This window comes from Kribbella soli (assembly GCF_004331345.1).
Taxonomy (GTDB): domain Bacteria; phylum Actinomycetota; class Actinomycetes; order Propionibacteriales; family Kribbellaceae; genus Kribbella; species Kribbella soli.
The window spans coordinates 2272066-2285662 of sequence record NZ_SJJZ01000001.1 but is presented as its reverse complement, the minus strand read 5'-3'; the positions used below and the strand labels follow the sequence as shown (position 1 = coordinate 2285662).

15 protein-coding genes are annotated in these 13597 nt (G+C 68.6%); 8 read left to right on the top strand and 7 right to left on the bottom strand.

From position 1 onward, the window contains the following. Positions 1–18 precede the first annotated feature (18 nt). A complete protein-coding gene (pknB, locus tag E0H45_RS11485) occupies positions 19–1869 on the top strand; it encodes a Stk1 family PASTA domain-containing Ser/Thr kinase (RefSeq protein ID WP_131336844.1) in 1851 nt (616 codons plus the stop codon). A gap of 51 nt (positions 1870–1920) precedes the next feature. On the opposite strand, the gene E0H45_RS11480 is transcribed toward pknB, so the two are convergent. Both E0H45_RS11480 and E0H45_RS11475 read right to left on the bottom strand, forming a co-directional pair. Next, a complete protein-coding gene (locus E0H45_RS11480) occupies positions 1921–2538 on the bottom strand; it encodes an aminodeoxychorismate/anthranilate synthase component II (RefSeq protein ID WP_131336842.1) in 618 nt (205 codons plus the stop codon). 8 nt (positions 2539–2546) lie between these two features. After that, positions 2547–3317 (bottom strand): DUF881 domain-containing protein, encoded by a 771-nt coding sequence (locus E0H45_RS11475; protein ID WP_131336840.1) that lies wholly within the window; start codon positions 3315–3317, stop codon positions 2547–2549. A 102-nt stretch (positions 3318–3419) separates the two neighbouring features. On the opposite strand from E0H45_RS11475, the gene E0H45_RS11470 reads away from it, so the two are divergent. Continuing rightward, positions 3420–3680 (top strand): cell division protein CrgA, encoded by a 261-nt coding sequence (locus E0H45_RS11470; RefSeq protein ID WP_131336838.1) that lies wholly within the window; start codon positions 3420–3422, stop codon positions 3678–3680. Between the two features lie 406 nt (positions 3681–4086). Here E0H45_RS11470 and E0H45_RS11465 read toward each other — a convergent pair whose 3' ends face one another. After that, positions 4087–4533, bottom strand: coding sequence for an Lrp/AsnC family transcriptional regulator (locus E0H45_RS11465; protein ID WP_131336836.1), 447 nt, complete (start codon positions 4531–4533; stop codon positions 4087–4089). Positions 4534–4614: 81 nt separating this feature from the next. Between E0H45_RS11465 and E0H45_RS11460 the strand changes: the two genes are divergently transcribed. From E0H45_RS11460 to E0H45_RS11440, 5 genes are all read left to right on the top strand, one after another. Further along, positions 4615–5232, top strand: coding sequence for a PQ-loop domain-containing transporter (locus E0H45_RS11460; protein ID WP_131336835.1), 618 nt, complete (start codon positions 4615–4617; stop codon positions 5230–5232). Between the two features lie 46 nt (positions 5233–5278). After that, positions 5279–5887: a hypothetical protein gene (locus E0H45_RS11455; protein WP_131336833.1), complete on the top strand. Its 609-nt coding sequence runs from the start codon at positions 5279–5281 to the stop codon at positions 5885–5887. Positions 5888–6004: 117 nt separating this feature from the next. Then, positions 6005–6529, top strand: a complete 525-nt coding sequence (locus tag E0H45_RS11450) for an EXLDI protein (protein ID WP_131336831.1) — start codon at positions 6005–6007, stop codon at positions 6527–6529. Between the two features lie 134 nt (positions 6530–6663). Next, positions 6664–7608, top strand: a complete 945-nt coding sequence (locus E0H45_RS11445) for an ATP-binding cassette domain-containing protein (protein WP_131336829.1) — start codon at positions 6664–6666, stop codon at positions 7606–7608. Further along, positions 7605–8405, top strand: a complete 801-nt coding sequence (locus E0H45_RS11440) for an ABC transporter permease (RefSeq protein ID WP_131336827.1) — start codon at positions 7605–7607, stop codon at positions 8403–8405. The genes E0H45_RS11445 and E0H45_RS11440 overlap by 4 nt, the downstream gene beginning before the upstream one ends. Here the strand turns inward: E0H45_RS11440 and E0H45_RS11435 are convergent. The 3 genes from E0H45_RS11435 to sigJ form a co-directional block, all read right to left on the bottom strand. Next, entirely contained in the window at positions 8402–9082 is a 681-nt protein-coding gene (locus E0H45_RS11435) for a pyridoxamine 5'-phosphate oxidase family protein (RefSeq protein WP_131336825.1), read from the bottom strand. The genes E0H45_RS11440 and E0H45_RS11435 overlap by 4 nt on opposite strands. A gap of 53 nt (positions 9083–9135) precedes the next feature. Then, the gene (locus E0H45_RS11430) at positions 9136–10311 is read right to left on the bottom strand and encodes an NAD(P)/FAD-dependent oxidoreductase (RefSeq protein ID WP_131336823.1); all 1176 of its coding nucleotides are present in this window, start codon (positions 10309–10311) and stop codon (positions 9136–9138) included. 82 nt (positions 10312–10393) lie between these two features. Further along, positions 10394–11338, bottom strand: coding sequence for an RNA polymerase sigma factor SigJ (sigJ, locus tag E0H45_RS11425; protein ID WP_131336821.1), 945 nt, complete (start codon positions 11336–11338; stop codon positions 10394–10396). Positions 11339–11355: 17 nt separating this feature from the next. On the opposite strand from sigJ, the gene pdxR reads away from it, so the two are divergent. Beyond that, positions 11356–12720 carry a MocR-like pyridoxine biosynthesis transcription factor PdxR gene (gene pdxR / locus E0H45_RS11420; RefSeq protein WP_131336819.1) on the top strand — a complete coding sequence of 455 codons (1365 nt, stop codon included), beginning with the start codon at positions 11356–11358 and terminating at the stop codon, positions 12718–12720. Here the strand turns inward: pdxR and E0H45_RS11415 are convergent. Further along, complete coding sequence (locus E0H45_RS11415) at positions 12707–13597, bottom strand: hypothetical protein (protein ID WP_238154910.1); 891 nt, start codon at positions 13595–13597, stop codon at positions 12707–12709. The genes pdxR and E0H45_RS11415 overlap by 14 nt on opposite strands.

The window sequence follows — 13597 nt, the reverse complement described above, 5'->3', positions numbered from 1 at the left end:
AGGTTGGAAGGCAGAGTCATGACATCGCAGGCACGTCTCGTCGGCGGCCGGTACGAAGAAGGCGAACCGCTCGGCCGCGGCGGCATGGCGGAGGTCCGCAGGGGCCTCGACAACCGGCTCGGCCGGAGCGTCGCGATCAAGCGGCTGCGCGTCGACCTCGCGAGTGACGCCACCTTCCAGGCGCGGTTCCGGCGCGAGGCCCAGTCGGCCGCGTCGCTGAACCACCCGACGATCGTGTCGGTGTACGACACCGGCGAGGAGCCGGACCCGAACGGTTCCGGCGTCACCATTCCGTACATCGTGATGGAGCTGGTGACCGGTAAGACGCTGCGGGACCTGATCCGCGAGGGCCGCAAGATCATGCCGGAGCGCGCGCTGGAGATCACCTCCGGCGTCCTCGAGGCGCTCGACTACAGCCACCGGGCCGGCATCGTGCACCGCGACATCAAGCCCGGGAACGTGATGCTGACCCCGCAGGGCCAGGTCAAGGTGATGGACTTCGGTATCGCCCGCGCGGTCGCCGACACGTCCTCCACGATGACCCAGACCGCGGCCGTGATCGGCACCGCGCAGTACCTGTCCCCGGAGCAGGCCCGCGGCGAGACCGTGGACGCCCGCTCCGACCTGTACTCGACCGGCTGCCTGCTGTACGAACTGCTCACCGGCCGCCCGCCGTTCGTCGGCGAGTCGCCGGTGTCGGTGGCGTACCAGCACGTCCGGGAGCAGCCGCTGCCGCCGTCCTCGTTCGACCCGGACATCCCGCCGGAGGTCGACGCGGTCGTCCTGAAGGCGCTGGCGAAGAGCCGCGAGGAGCGCTACCAGAGCGCGTCCGAGATGCGCGCCGACATCCACCGGGTGCTGGCCGGCCAGCAGGTGACCGCGCCGATGGCGGCGGTCGCGGAGACCCGGTCGATGGCACCGACCGCGATGGCGCCGACGGCCGCGACCCAGCAGTACAACCAGACCTCGGCGAACGACCTGCTGCCCCCGGGCGACGACGACCTGGACGAGGCGCAGGACGCACGGTCCCGCCGCAACCGCGGCCTGGCCTACTTTCTGCTCGGTCTCGCGATCGTCGCGATCGCGGTCGGCGCGTACGCGCTGTTCTCCAACATGAACAAGGACGACAAGGCCGGCGGGGGCGGGACTTCCGCGACCCCGCCCGCCAAGGTCCAGGTCCCCGACGTCACGCTCAAGTCGCTGGCCGCCGCGACCACGCTGCTCAGCGACCAGGGCCTGAAGGTCCAGTCCACGTCGGAGAAGAGCGACACCGTCGGCAGGGGCCTGATCATCCGGCAGACGCCGGACGGCGGTACCGAGGCGGAGCAGGGCTCGACCGTGAACGTCGTGGTGTCCGCCGGGCAGTCGGCCTTCCCGGTGCCCAACGTGATCGGGATGTCGGAGTCGAAGGCGCGGAACGCGCTCGAGGACGCCAAGGGCCAGTTCAAGGTCAAGGAGAAGGCGGTCGAGCAGGACAGCGAGGAGAAGAAGGGCATCGTGCTCGCGGTCAGCCCGGACCCGAACGGCTCCTACGCGGCCGGCACGGAGTTCACCCTGACGATCTCCAGCGGCAAGACGAACGTCGACGTACCGAATGTCGTCACGCAGACGTTCGACGACGCGAAGCTGACGCTCGAGCAGGCCGGTTTCCGGGTCGGGCAGACGTTCGGCAACGACCAGAACCAGGCCGAGGGGACTGTCCTCAATCAGTCCGTGAAGGCCGGCACCAAGGCGCCGAAGGGCTCGCTGATCACGCTGACGGTGAACAAGCTGCAGGAAGAGACGCCACCGCCGAGCACTCCGACCGAGACGGAGACGCCACCGCCGTCGACACCGACGACGCCGACCATCACGATCCCTGGCGGCTGAGACGACAGAACCCCCGGAGCGGCTGCTCCGGGGGTTCTTCAGTTCTACGGACTAGCTGACGACCGGGGCCAGGCCGGCGGAGCGGGCGACCGCGTCGGGGTCGCCGCAGATCTCGAGCCAGTTCGCGAGCATCCGGTGGCCGCCCTCGGTCAGCACCGACTCCGGGTGGAACTGCACGCCCTCGACCGGGATGTCGCGGTGCCGCGCCGCCATGATCACGCCGGCCTCGGTCCGCGCGGTCACCTGGAGCTCGTCCGGCACGCTGTCCTGCGCGATCGCCAGCGAGTGGTACCGGGTCGCGGTGAACGGCGACGGGAGCCCGGACAGTACGCCGGCGCCCTCGTGGAACACCTGGCTGGTTTTGCCGTGTAGCAGCTCGTCCGCGCGGCCGACGACCCCGCCGTACGCGACGCCGATCGCCTGCAGGCCGAGGCACACCCCGAAGATCGGGACCTCGCGGCCCTTCTCCTTCACGATGTCGACGCAGGCGCCGGCCTCTTCCGGCGTACCCGGGCCGGGGGAGAGCAGCACACCGTCGTACTCACCGGCCTGGTCAGGGGTGACCTCGTCGTTGCGCAGCACCGTGGTGTCGGCCTGCAGTTGCTGCAGGTACTGCACCAGGTTGTAGACGAAGGAGTCGTAGTTGTCGACGACAAGGATCCGCGGCATGCGGTCCATTATCGCCCGGTGACGGTCGGGCTTGTCGAGGGAGTCCGCGGGAAGCCGGGGACAGTCGCACTCTGCAGGTCCAGGGTGCCCTCGTACGCCGGCATCGAGATCGACGACTCGTTCTTCACGTCGTACCCGAGCTGGAACTTCACCACGTAGTCCTGCAGGTTCTCGATGTACTGCGAGTCGTCGAGCGCCTTCTGCAACTTCCGCCGGTCCCCGATCGCGGTGATCTTGTACGGCGGGAGGTACGGGACGCCGTGCAGTACGACGGAGTTGCCGACGCACTTGATCCCGGTGGTGGAGATGACTCGGTGGTTCTGGATCGAGATCGCGTCCGCGCCGCCGGCCCAGAGCGCGTTCACCACCGCCTGGATGTCCTGCTGGTGGATCACCAGCCAGTCGGCGTCGACGTCCGGGTTCTCCTTGACGACCTCGGACGGCGCGTCCTTCAGCGTCACGGTCAGCCCCGGCCCGGTGACCGGCGTGGTGCCGACCGCGTCGGACAGGTCCTTGAGCTGCTTGGCCAGCGCCGGGTCGATCGACCCCTGCTGCGCCTGGAGCTTCTCGATGTCCTGGGTGAGGGCCGCGTGCTGCCGGACCAGGCTGGCGCTGCGTCGGCTCTGTTCCTCCACGAGGCCCGCGAGCGTAGTGTTACGGCTGGGTCGGAGGTCGGTACCCCGGGCGTTGGTGGCGCTGGTCGCGAACAGCAGACCGGCGCACAGCAGCGCCAGCGGCGCACCCACGCGCCACAGCGAAATCCGCCTCAACCTACGCACCCGTGATCTCCATATTGCTCTCTGCACTACGCTAACCCGGACCGGACCCGCACCAGGTCCTCGCGGTCAGCTTATGCGTCCGTCCTTACAAGGAGTTCAGTCGTGCCCGAGTCGAGCAGTCGCAACAAGAAGAAGACCGAGAAGGTCAAGGCCGAGAAGACCCCGAAGAAGCCACGCAGCACCAGTCGCGTGTGGGTCGCGCCGCTGATGCTGGCGTGCTGGCTGCTCGGACTCGCCTGGCTGGTCGTCTTCTACGTGGCCGGCACCGACATCCCGGTGATGAAGGACCTCAACAACTGGAACCTGCTGATCGGCATGGGCCTGATCGCAGTCGGCTTCGTCGTCTCCACCCAGTGGGTCTGACCGACCACCTCCACGGATCCAGCCAGCTGATCGGACCAAACTCGCGGGGAGAGATGTCGTCCCTCAGCGACGAACAGTGACCCCAACCTTCCCCGGTCGGGGAGGCTTTCCACTGCGACTGGGGAGGGCAACGGCCCGATTCGGGAGGGTAATGCTCCCCACACCACCTCACCCCGTTGCACATCGCGAGGGCGAGCACCCACTCCGGACACATGTCGCGAACGTCTGACTCAAGACCCTTCGTCGCCCTCGGATCGCTGGAGTTATCCACACCCGTATCCCCAGTTGTGCACACCGATTCTGGTGAGTTATCCCCAGGATTAGTGGCGCTTCTCCACCGAAAGCGATCGAAACTCGCTCAAATCTGTGGATAAGTCAGGTTTGAGCGAGGCAGTTTCCACATCGTTCAGGTTGGCAGCGGCCGGTTGTCCACGACCTTCTTCATCACGATTGTGGAGGTCAGCCGCTGCACACCGGGCAGTCGCGCCAGCCGCTCGTCGCGAAGTTTCTGGAACGCGGCGATGTCCGCGGTGACCACTCTGACGAAGTAGTCCGGCTCCCCGAACAGCCGCTCCGCCTGCACCACCTCGGCGATCTCGGCCAGCCCGGCCTCGAACCCGGCGACCGATTCCTCCCGGTCCATCGTCACCGCCAGCAGCACCTCGAACCCGTGCCCGACCGCAGCCCCGTCGACGACCGCGCGGTATCCACGGATCACCCCGGCCCGCTCGAGCTCCCGCAACCGCCGATGACACGGCGCGGCACTCACCCCGACCCGCTGCGCGAGTTCGGTGACGGTCAGCCGGCCGTCTTCCTGGAGCACGGCAAGAATATTGCGATCAATGGCATCCACAGCAAAGATCTTATCCCTCAAGGCATTCAGGCGGCATGAAGTCGCACGAATCCGTCGACGTTTCAGCAGTAATCTTGCGCCATGCTCGACCTCCTACCCATCGCCGCCACCTGCTTCGGCATCCCGCAGTACCTTCCGCAGATCCTCAAGCTGCGCCGGACCGGCGACACGGCCGGCGTCTCCTGGTCCTGGGCGACACTCACGAGCATCAACAACGCAGCCTGGTTCGGCTACTTCATGGCGTCCGGCTACTGGACCGCAAGCCTGCCCTCCACCGCCGCGGCAACACTCGCCGGCACCCTCTCGGTGATGCTGGTACGCCGGGGCGCGCTGAACCCACGCGCCGTCGGCTGGATCGTGGGCTGGGCGGGACTGCTCGCAGTCGCCGCGATCGTCGGCGGCCGCATCGGGTTGGGCACGCTGCTCGCCGCCGCCTCGATCGTCCAGGTGACGCCGTCGCTGTGGACGGCGTACCGAACCGGACGCCCGACCGGGATCTCGCCGGGCACCTGGGCGCTGGTCCTCGGCGAGCTCTCGTGCTGGTTCGTCTTCGGGCTGTCGAATGCCGACGTACGCCTGACTGCCCTCGGCGCGACCGGTGTGCTCGCGAGTCTGTTGATGCTCGGACGGGCGCACGCCACGAGGCGTCAGCGGATCGTCACGATTGACGCCGTCGACTCGGGTGCGGGCCGGGCGTAACGTCGGGAGCGCCATAGAACGATCCACGAGACGGGGAGGTTCTCAGATGTTCGTTCAGGTCATTCAGGGGAAGGTCACCGACGCCGAGCAGGCACACACGGCGATGGATCGGTGGATGGAAGAACTGGCGCCCGAGGCGTCCGGCTGGCTGGGGACCACCGCCGGTGTCACCGCGGACGGCAAGTTCATCGCACTGGCTCGTTTCGACTCCGCCGACGCCGCGCGGCGGAACAGCGACAGCCCGGCACAGGACAAGTGGTGGCACGAGTTCTCGTCGCTGCTCAGCGACGGAGCCACCTTCCACGACACGGAGGACGTGGTCCTCGACACGCACGGCGACCCGGACGCCGCCGGATTCGTCCAGGTGATGCAGGGCGCCGGCAGCAACCCGGACCGCGCGCGGGAACTGATGGGTCAGCACCGCGACGAATGGGCCGCGTTCCGGCCCGAGATCCTCGGCAGCGAGGTCGCCATGTACGGCAGCGGCGACTACACGATGGCGATGTTCTTCACCAGCGAGGCCGAGGCCCGCGAAGGCGAGCGGAAAGAGGTGCCGCCGGAACTGCAGGCGGAGATGGACGAGATGAACAGCCTCTCCTCCGGCCAGCCGGCGTTCTACGACCTCGAGCACCCCTGGCTGTACTCACCCAAGTAGACAGCCACCGGAGGCGGCCGCGACGGATCCCGTCGCGGCCGTCTCCTTCTACGTAGGGATATACGTAGACATGTGCGCACCCATGTGCGTATAGTTCTACGTAGGAGGAGACAAGCGATGCCGAACAAGACGATCTACGTGTCCGACGACGACCTGCCGCTGTACAAGCGGGCCCAGGAACTGGCCGGGAACCTGTCCTCGGCGATCTCGATCGCACTGCGCAAGTACGTCGAGATGGAGGAGGGCCGGTTCGAGGGGTACGAGGAGATCACCGTGCGGGTGGGCCGGGGCACCGGCCGCAAGCAACGGTTCTCCGGCGTACTGCTCGCGGAAGGCGGCCGGTCGAGCAGTTCCGGGTACGAGGCCTTCAAGGTCTACCGCAGCCGGACCGGCAAGTTCGTCCTGCACGCGGACCGCCGCAGCCAGTTCAAGCAGAACGCCGACGACGAGCGCTACCTCACCGGGTGGCGTTCCTGGGTCGGCAACTGGAGCAGCGACCAGTCCTGGAGCATGGCGCAGGGCGAGGCCACCCTGCACGTCGTGGACACCATCGACGAACTCCGCGAACTGATCCCCGAGGACCTTTATCAACTAGTCGAGGAGGCCGCCGATCAGCCGGCGGTCGAGGATCTCGACATCTAACTGAACCCCACCCCACCACCGGACGCCGGCACCTGGTCGTTCGGGTGGTGAGGCACGCCCAAATCTTCCTCCTGCAGACCCGTCAACCGTCCCGGGTCAGGTTCACCCTGCCCGAAATCACCCAAGGATCCCTCATGTCAGCAGCGATCGACGTCCGCGGACTGCGCAAGTCCTACGGCGAGAAACTCGTGCTCGACGGCATCGACCTGAACGTTGCCGAAGGCACCATCTTTTCCCTGCTCGGCCCGAACGGCGCCGGCAAGACCACCGCGGTGCAGATCCTGTCCACCCTGGTCGCCGCCGACGCCGGCGAGATCCGGGTGGCCGGCCACGACCTGCACCAGTCGCCCGAAGCGGTCCGCGCCGCGATCGGCGTCACCGGCCAGTTCTCCGCGGTCGACGGCCTGATGACCGGCCGCGAGAACCTCATCCTGATGGCCGATCTGCACCACCTCGGCAAGCAGGAGGCCCGCCGCCGGGCCGACGAGCTGCTCGAACAGTTCGACCTGGCGGAGGCCGGCAAGAAGCTCGCGTCGACGTACTCCGGCGGTATGAAGCGCCGGCTCGACCTGGCCATGACGCTGGTCGGCAGCCCGCAGATCATCTTCCTGGACGAGCCGACCACCGGTCTCGACCCGCGCAGCCGGCACCGCATGTGGACGTTGATCCGCGAACTGGTCGCCGGCGGCGTCACGGTCCTGCTCACCACGCAGTACCTGGAAGAAGCCGATCAGCTCGCCGACCGGATCGCCGTCCTCGACCACGGGCGACTGGTCGCCCAGGGTACGGCGGAAGAACTGAAGCGGCTCGCGCCGGGCGGACACATCCGGCTGCGGTTCACCTCGCCGGAGGAGTTCACGCTCGCCGGTCAGGTGCTGCCGACCGCCGTGCCGAATCCCGAAGCACTGGTTCTGCAGGTGCCGAACGACGGCAGCGTGCACGCGCTGCGCGACCTGCTGGCCCGGATCGACGACGCCTCGCTCGAGGTCGACGAACTGACTGTCCACACCCCCGACCTGGACGACGTGTTCTTCGCCGTCACCGGTCAGCCCAAGTCCGAAGAGGTGACCGCACGATGAGTACCACCACAACCGTCCGCCCGATGGCCGACATCGGCACCATGCTGCGCCGCAACCTGCGGCACGCCCAGCGCTATCCCGGCCTGTCGCTCGGTGCCCTCGGGATGCCGGTGGTCATGATCCTGCTGTTCGGTCTGGTCTTCGGCGACACGTTCTCGGCCGGGCTCGGCGGCGGCGCAGGAGGCTTCGACTACATCGACTTCCTGACCCCGGGCATCCTGCTGATGTCGATCGCGTCCGGGACGATGTCGCCCGCGGTTGCCGTCTGCATGGACATGTCCGAGGGCATCGTGGCCAGGTTCCGGACGATGGCGATCTTCCGGCCGGCCGTGCTGACCGGGCACGTGCTGGGCAACGTGCTCGTGACGAGCGTCAGCCTGGCCCTGGTGGTCGGCTTCGCGGTCCTGATCGGGTTCCGCCCGAACGCGTCGGTCGGGGACTGGCTGCTGGCCGCCGTGCTGCTGATCGGGCTGACCATCGGCCTGACCTGGTTCGCGATCGCGCTGGGGCTGACCAGCAAGACACCGGAAGGCGCGAGCAACGTCGTACTGCCGATCAGCCTGTTGCTGCCGTTCCTGAGCAACACGTTCATCCCGCTGGAGGCGATGCCGAGCGGCATCCGCTGGTTCGCCGAGTACCAGCCGTTCACCCCGATCATCGACAGCTTGCGCCACCTGCTGCTGGGTACGCCGATGGACGCCAGCAGCGGCTGGCTCGCCGCCGCCTGGTGCGTGGCGATCGCGGTGGTCGGGTACTTCTGGGCCCAGGCCAGCTACAACAAGGGGACTGTGGCCTAGGAGGGTGCGCCCAGGACGTTCGCGCGGCTGCGGACGTGGGCGGGCACCATGAGGTCGCAGTCGGGGTTGTTCTCCGGTACGCCGGCGACGACTTGGAGGGGGATCACGCCTGTCCAGTAGGGCAGGTCGAGGTCCTCCTCGTCGTCGTTGGCGGGTCCGGAACGGGTCTTCACCGAGGCCTCGGTGAGGGAGAGCGCCAGCACCGAGGTCTTCGCGAGCTCCTTGCGGCTCGCCGAGCGGACAGCGGCCGACCGGCCGGGAACGAGGTGGTCGACGATCCGGTTGAGGGCGTGCAGCTTCTCGTCCGGATCGGTGATCAGCCGCGGTACGCCGAAGATGACCGCGGACCGGTAGTTCACCGAGTGGTGGAACGCGGACCGGGCCAGCACCAGACCGTCGGTGTGCGTCACGGTGACACACACGGTCTGCTGCGGGGCCGCGACCACGCTCCTGGCCGCGACCGAGCCGTGCAGGTACAGCTCCCCGTCCGGTCCGCGGTCCAGGTCCACGCCGTACGCCGTCGGCAGCACGAGCGGATCGCCGTCGAGCACTACGCCGAGGTGGCAGAACATGCCGTCGAGCAGTACGTCGTACAGCTCCTGCCGCTCGGTGGCGGCGCGTTCCTTCGAGCGGCGCAAGGACGTCCGGGCGGTCGGTTGCAACGGCGTAGTGGTCATGTAACTAGGTTCGACTCTGAGTGGCCTGGCTGCACGGGCCATTCCGGCTCGAATCAGCTAGTCCATTCGTGCAGCGGGACGGGCTGGCTGATCACGTGGCGACGCCGGGTCGGCAGGCCCATCGTCGGGTTCTCGGTGCCCCACGCGGCGCCCTTGCAGATCAGCTCCTTGTAGACGGCGGCCACCCGGCCCGTCAGGGTCGCGTTGACGGCGCGGTCGTCGGTGGTGACGTACTGGATCAGCCCGTCCTTGCGCCCCAGCGAGATGCACTGGTTGAAGTAGAACAGCGGCGCGTGCCCGAGCTTGCCACCGGTCAACCGGGCTGCGATGGAGTCGGCGGCCTGCCACGCCATCGGCTGCCCCGAGGCGCACGACATCCGCAGCGGCTTGTTCTTCGAGCCCATCGCGTACGCCGCGTCGCCGACGGCGTACACGTCCGGGTGCGAGACGGACCGCATGGTCTCGTCGACCACGATCCGCCCGGTGTCGCTGACCTCCAGCGAGGTCGCCTCGACGATCGGGTGTACGGCGAATCCCGCCGTCCACACCGTGACCGCGGCGGGGATCGCTCCACCCTCGGCTGTCGTCAGCTGATCCGCGTCGACCCGCGTCACGGCCGCCTTCTCGTGCACGGTGATGCCGAGCCGGTCGAGGACCTTCCGGAGGTGCCGGCGTCCCTTGGGCGACAGCCAGTCGCCCAGCTCGCCGCGGACGACGAACGCCACGTCGAGATCCGGCCGCGACTCGGCGAGCTCGGTCACGAACTCGACGCCCGTGAGGCCTCCACCGACAACCGTCACGGTCTGTCCGGCGGTCAGCGACGTCAGCCGCTCACGCAGCCGAAGTGCACCGGGACGACTCGCGATCTCGTAGGCGTGCTCCGCGACGCCCGGAACGCCCTGCGGGTTCCAGCGGCTGCCGAGCGCGTACACGAGGGTGTCGTACTCGAGCTCTTCCGAGTCGAGCGCGACCGTCTTGCGGTCGACGTCCACCCCGGTGACCTTCGCGACCTTCAACTCGACGCCGGTCCCGGCGTACATCTCCTCGAACGGACGCAGCTTGAGGTCCCGGCCGGTGGCCACCTCGTGCATGCGGACCCGCTCCACGAAGTCGCTTTCGCCGTTCACGAGCGTGACGCTGACCTCGTCGCGGTACAGCCGGGCGGCGACACGGCCGGCGGCGACGGCTCCGGAGTACCCGGCGCCGAGAACTACGATGCGGTGCTTCATATCCGTGCTCCTGTCTGATGCGGTGTCGCCCTTTGAACCGGGCAGCCCGCCGTTTCATGACAGGTAGGCGATGTGAAGCAGGTCACAGGATGGTCATCAGCGGTTCACCGTGGTCGGAGGCGGCGAACAGTTCGGTCGCGCGCGCCAGTTTGTCCGGGTTTGCCTGGGTGCGCACGGCGGTCACACCGTCCGCAGCGACCTCGAGGCACATGACACCGATGACCTCGCCGTTGACGACCACGACGAGAGCGAGTTCGCTGTTGGCCGGCCAGGCGTAGACCTCCGCCGAACCCCCGACGTACAGGCGCTTCGCCTCGGTCGGTTTGAACATGCCGCGCAGGAAGCGGGCGACCGCGAGCGCGCCTTCGACCGCGGTGGTCCGGGCCGGGACCTTGCCGCCGCCGTCGCCGATCGAGACGGCGTCGGCGGTGAGCAGCCGCACGATCGAGTCCGTCTGGCCGCTGGTGGCGGCGGCCAGGAACTCGTCCACGATCCGCCGCGCCACGGCCTCGTCGACCGCGGTGCGCGCCCGGCCGTCCGCGAGGTGCTGCTTGGCCCGGCGGAAGCTCTGCTGGCTGGCGGATTCGCTGATCTCGAGGATCTCGGCGATCTCCCGGTGCGAGTAGTCGAACGCCTCCCGCAGTACGTAGACCGCCCGCTCGTTCGGCGACAGGCGCTCCATCAGCGTGAGTACGGCGTACGACACCGACTCGCGCTGCTCCACGGTGTCCGCCGGGCCGAGCATCGGGTCGCCGTCGAGCAGCGGCTCGGGCAGCCACTGGCCGACGTACGTCTCCCGCCGCGCGCGTGCGGAGGCGAGCTGGTTGAGGCAGAGGTTGGTGAGCACCTTCGTCAGCCACGCCTCGGGGACCTCGATCCGGGCGATGTCCGTGGCCTGCCAGCGCAGGAACGTCTCCTGGACGGCGTCCTCGGCCTCGCTCGCCGAGCCGAGCAGACGGTACGCGATGGCCTCGAGTCGACGCCTGGACCGCTCGAACCGAGACACGTCCTCCGCGGTCATGGCCATGCTGCGATCCTAATGTGGTGCAGAGTTCGCTGCCGCTGACGATCGACCGGGCCGCCGGACTGCCGTTGCACCTGCAACTCGCGGAGCAGTTCCGTGCAGCGGTGCTGGACGGGCGGCTCCAGGCAGGTCATCGGCTGCCGTCCACGCGCGACCTCGCGCGGGAGCTCGGGGTCTCGCGGTCCGTGACGCAGGCGGCGTACGACCAGCTGCACGCCGAGGGCTGGATCGAGGGGCGGACCGGCGCCGGCACCTTCGTCACGGACGTCGTCCCGTTGCAACCCGCCGTACGACGACGCACGCAGCACCTGCCTGACGCCGACGCGAAACTCCTCACGCTGCGCCCCGGCATCCCGTACATCGCCCCGACGCCTGACCCGGGCTGGCGGCGAGCGTGGCGCGAGGTGTCCACCCAGTCGCCGCCGGGCGGGTATGACGACGCGGCCGGGCTCCCCGCGCTGCGCGCCGCCCTCGCGGACCACGTCGCTCGGGTCCGCGGCATCGCCTGCGGCCCGGAGAACGTACTCGTCGCCAACGGCACCGTCCACGGGCTGCGGCTGCTGCTCACGGTCACGCGGCAGCCCGGCGACCGGATCGCGATCGAGGACCCCGGGTACCTGAACGCAGTCGTCGCCGCCCGCGACCACCGGCTCGAGATCGTCGACGTCCCGGTCGACGAGGACGGCCTGCAGGTCGGCGCGCTGACCGACGCCGCGGCCGTCTATGTGACGCCGTCGCACCAATATCCACTGGGCGGCCGACTGCCCGTTGCCCGACGCAACGAACTGGTCCGGTGGGCGCGCCGCACCGGGAGCCTGCTGATCGAGGACGACTACGACAGCGAGTTCCGGTACGACGTCGCGCCGCTGCCCGCTCTCGCCCAGCTGGACCTGGAGCGGGTCGTCCACCTCGGGACGCTGTCGAAGACCTTGAGTCCCGCGCTCCGTCTCGGCTGGCTGGTCGCGTCCGAGGCGATGGTGGATCGGCTCGCCACGTTCCGGGCCGACTCCGGCGACTGGCCCGGCTGGCCGATGCAGGCCGCCATGCTCGCCATGCTGCGCGACGGGTACCTCGACCAGGCCGTACGCCGCGGACGCCGGCTGTACGCGGACCGTCGTACCCACACCTGTGCGGTGCTGTCGCCGTACGGTCAGATCGTCGGCCAGGACGCGGGGCTGCACATCACGCTACTGCTTCCCGACGACGCCGACGATCTGCGGATCGCGGCCGCGGCCCGCGAGGCCGGCGTCGTGGTCGCGCCGCTGTCCGAGTACCGCCGGACCGTGCCGGGACCGCCAGGGCTCGTGATCGGGTACGCGACGCCGTCGACGTCCGACCTGCACCGGGCCCTGACGATCCTGACCGGGATCCTCAGTCGCCGTTGAGCGGATCGATGCCGGGCGTCCCGCCCCAGCGGAAGTAGACCGGATCTTTGAAGCTCGGCCCGGAAACGCTCAGGTGGTTGATCACGGTCGCCGTACCGTTCGCGTGCCCGACGGCATACCAGTGCGCCGTCCGGGTGTCCTTGTCGATACCGACCAGGAGCGTCCCGTAGTTGCCGCACTTGCTCGCGACCAGCTTCTCGAAGCCCTGCCAGGTTCCCGTCCGCACCGGCTTGACGATCGGCTTCATCGGCGACGTGGTCGGGATGCGAATCGTGTAGAGGGCACCGCCACGGGTGTTCGCCAGGAAGGTGTCGTACGTCGACGTCTTGCTGATCAACGCCATCGACTGCACCGCGGCGAACCCGGGAGCGGATCCGGTCTTCTTCCACAGCCAGCGGTCGGCGCTCCACCGGAACAGCGTGCCGTCGCCGCGCAGCCCGTACGCCGTCGTCCGGTTGGTGAACTCGGATACCTCAACCGCCTTGTAGTTCGACCAACCGCCGCCCACCGGCCGCAGCTCGGCCGGCCCGTCGGGCATGATCTCGTTCATGAGGTCGATGGTGTACTCGCGGTAGTACAGCGTGTCGCCTTCCACCACCCAGCCGTGGTTGGTGGCGCCCCAGCTGTACGCGTCACTCGTGAACGACGTACTGAGCCGGACCACTCCGGGGTCGAACACACCGAAGATCGGACCGGGCTGCCCGACGTTCCGTGGCGGCCAGCCGACCGTGATGCCCCCGTTGTTCTGTGCGCCGCTCGAGAGCACGGAGCCCGGCGCAAGCGAGCATGACTGAGCCGTCGCGGCCTCGGCTGTAGGTGCCGTGACTGCCACAGCGACCAGGGTCGCGCCGGCTACGGCTGCGAAGATCCGTTTCAC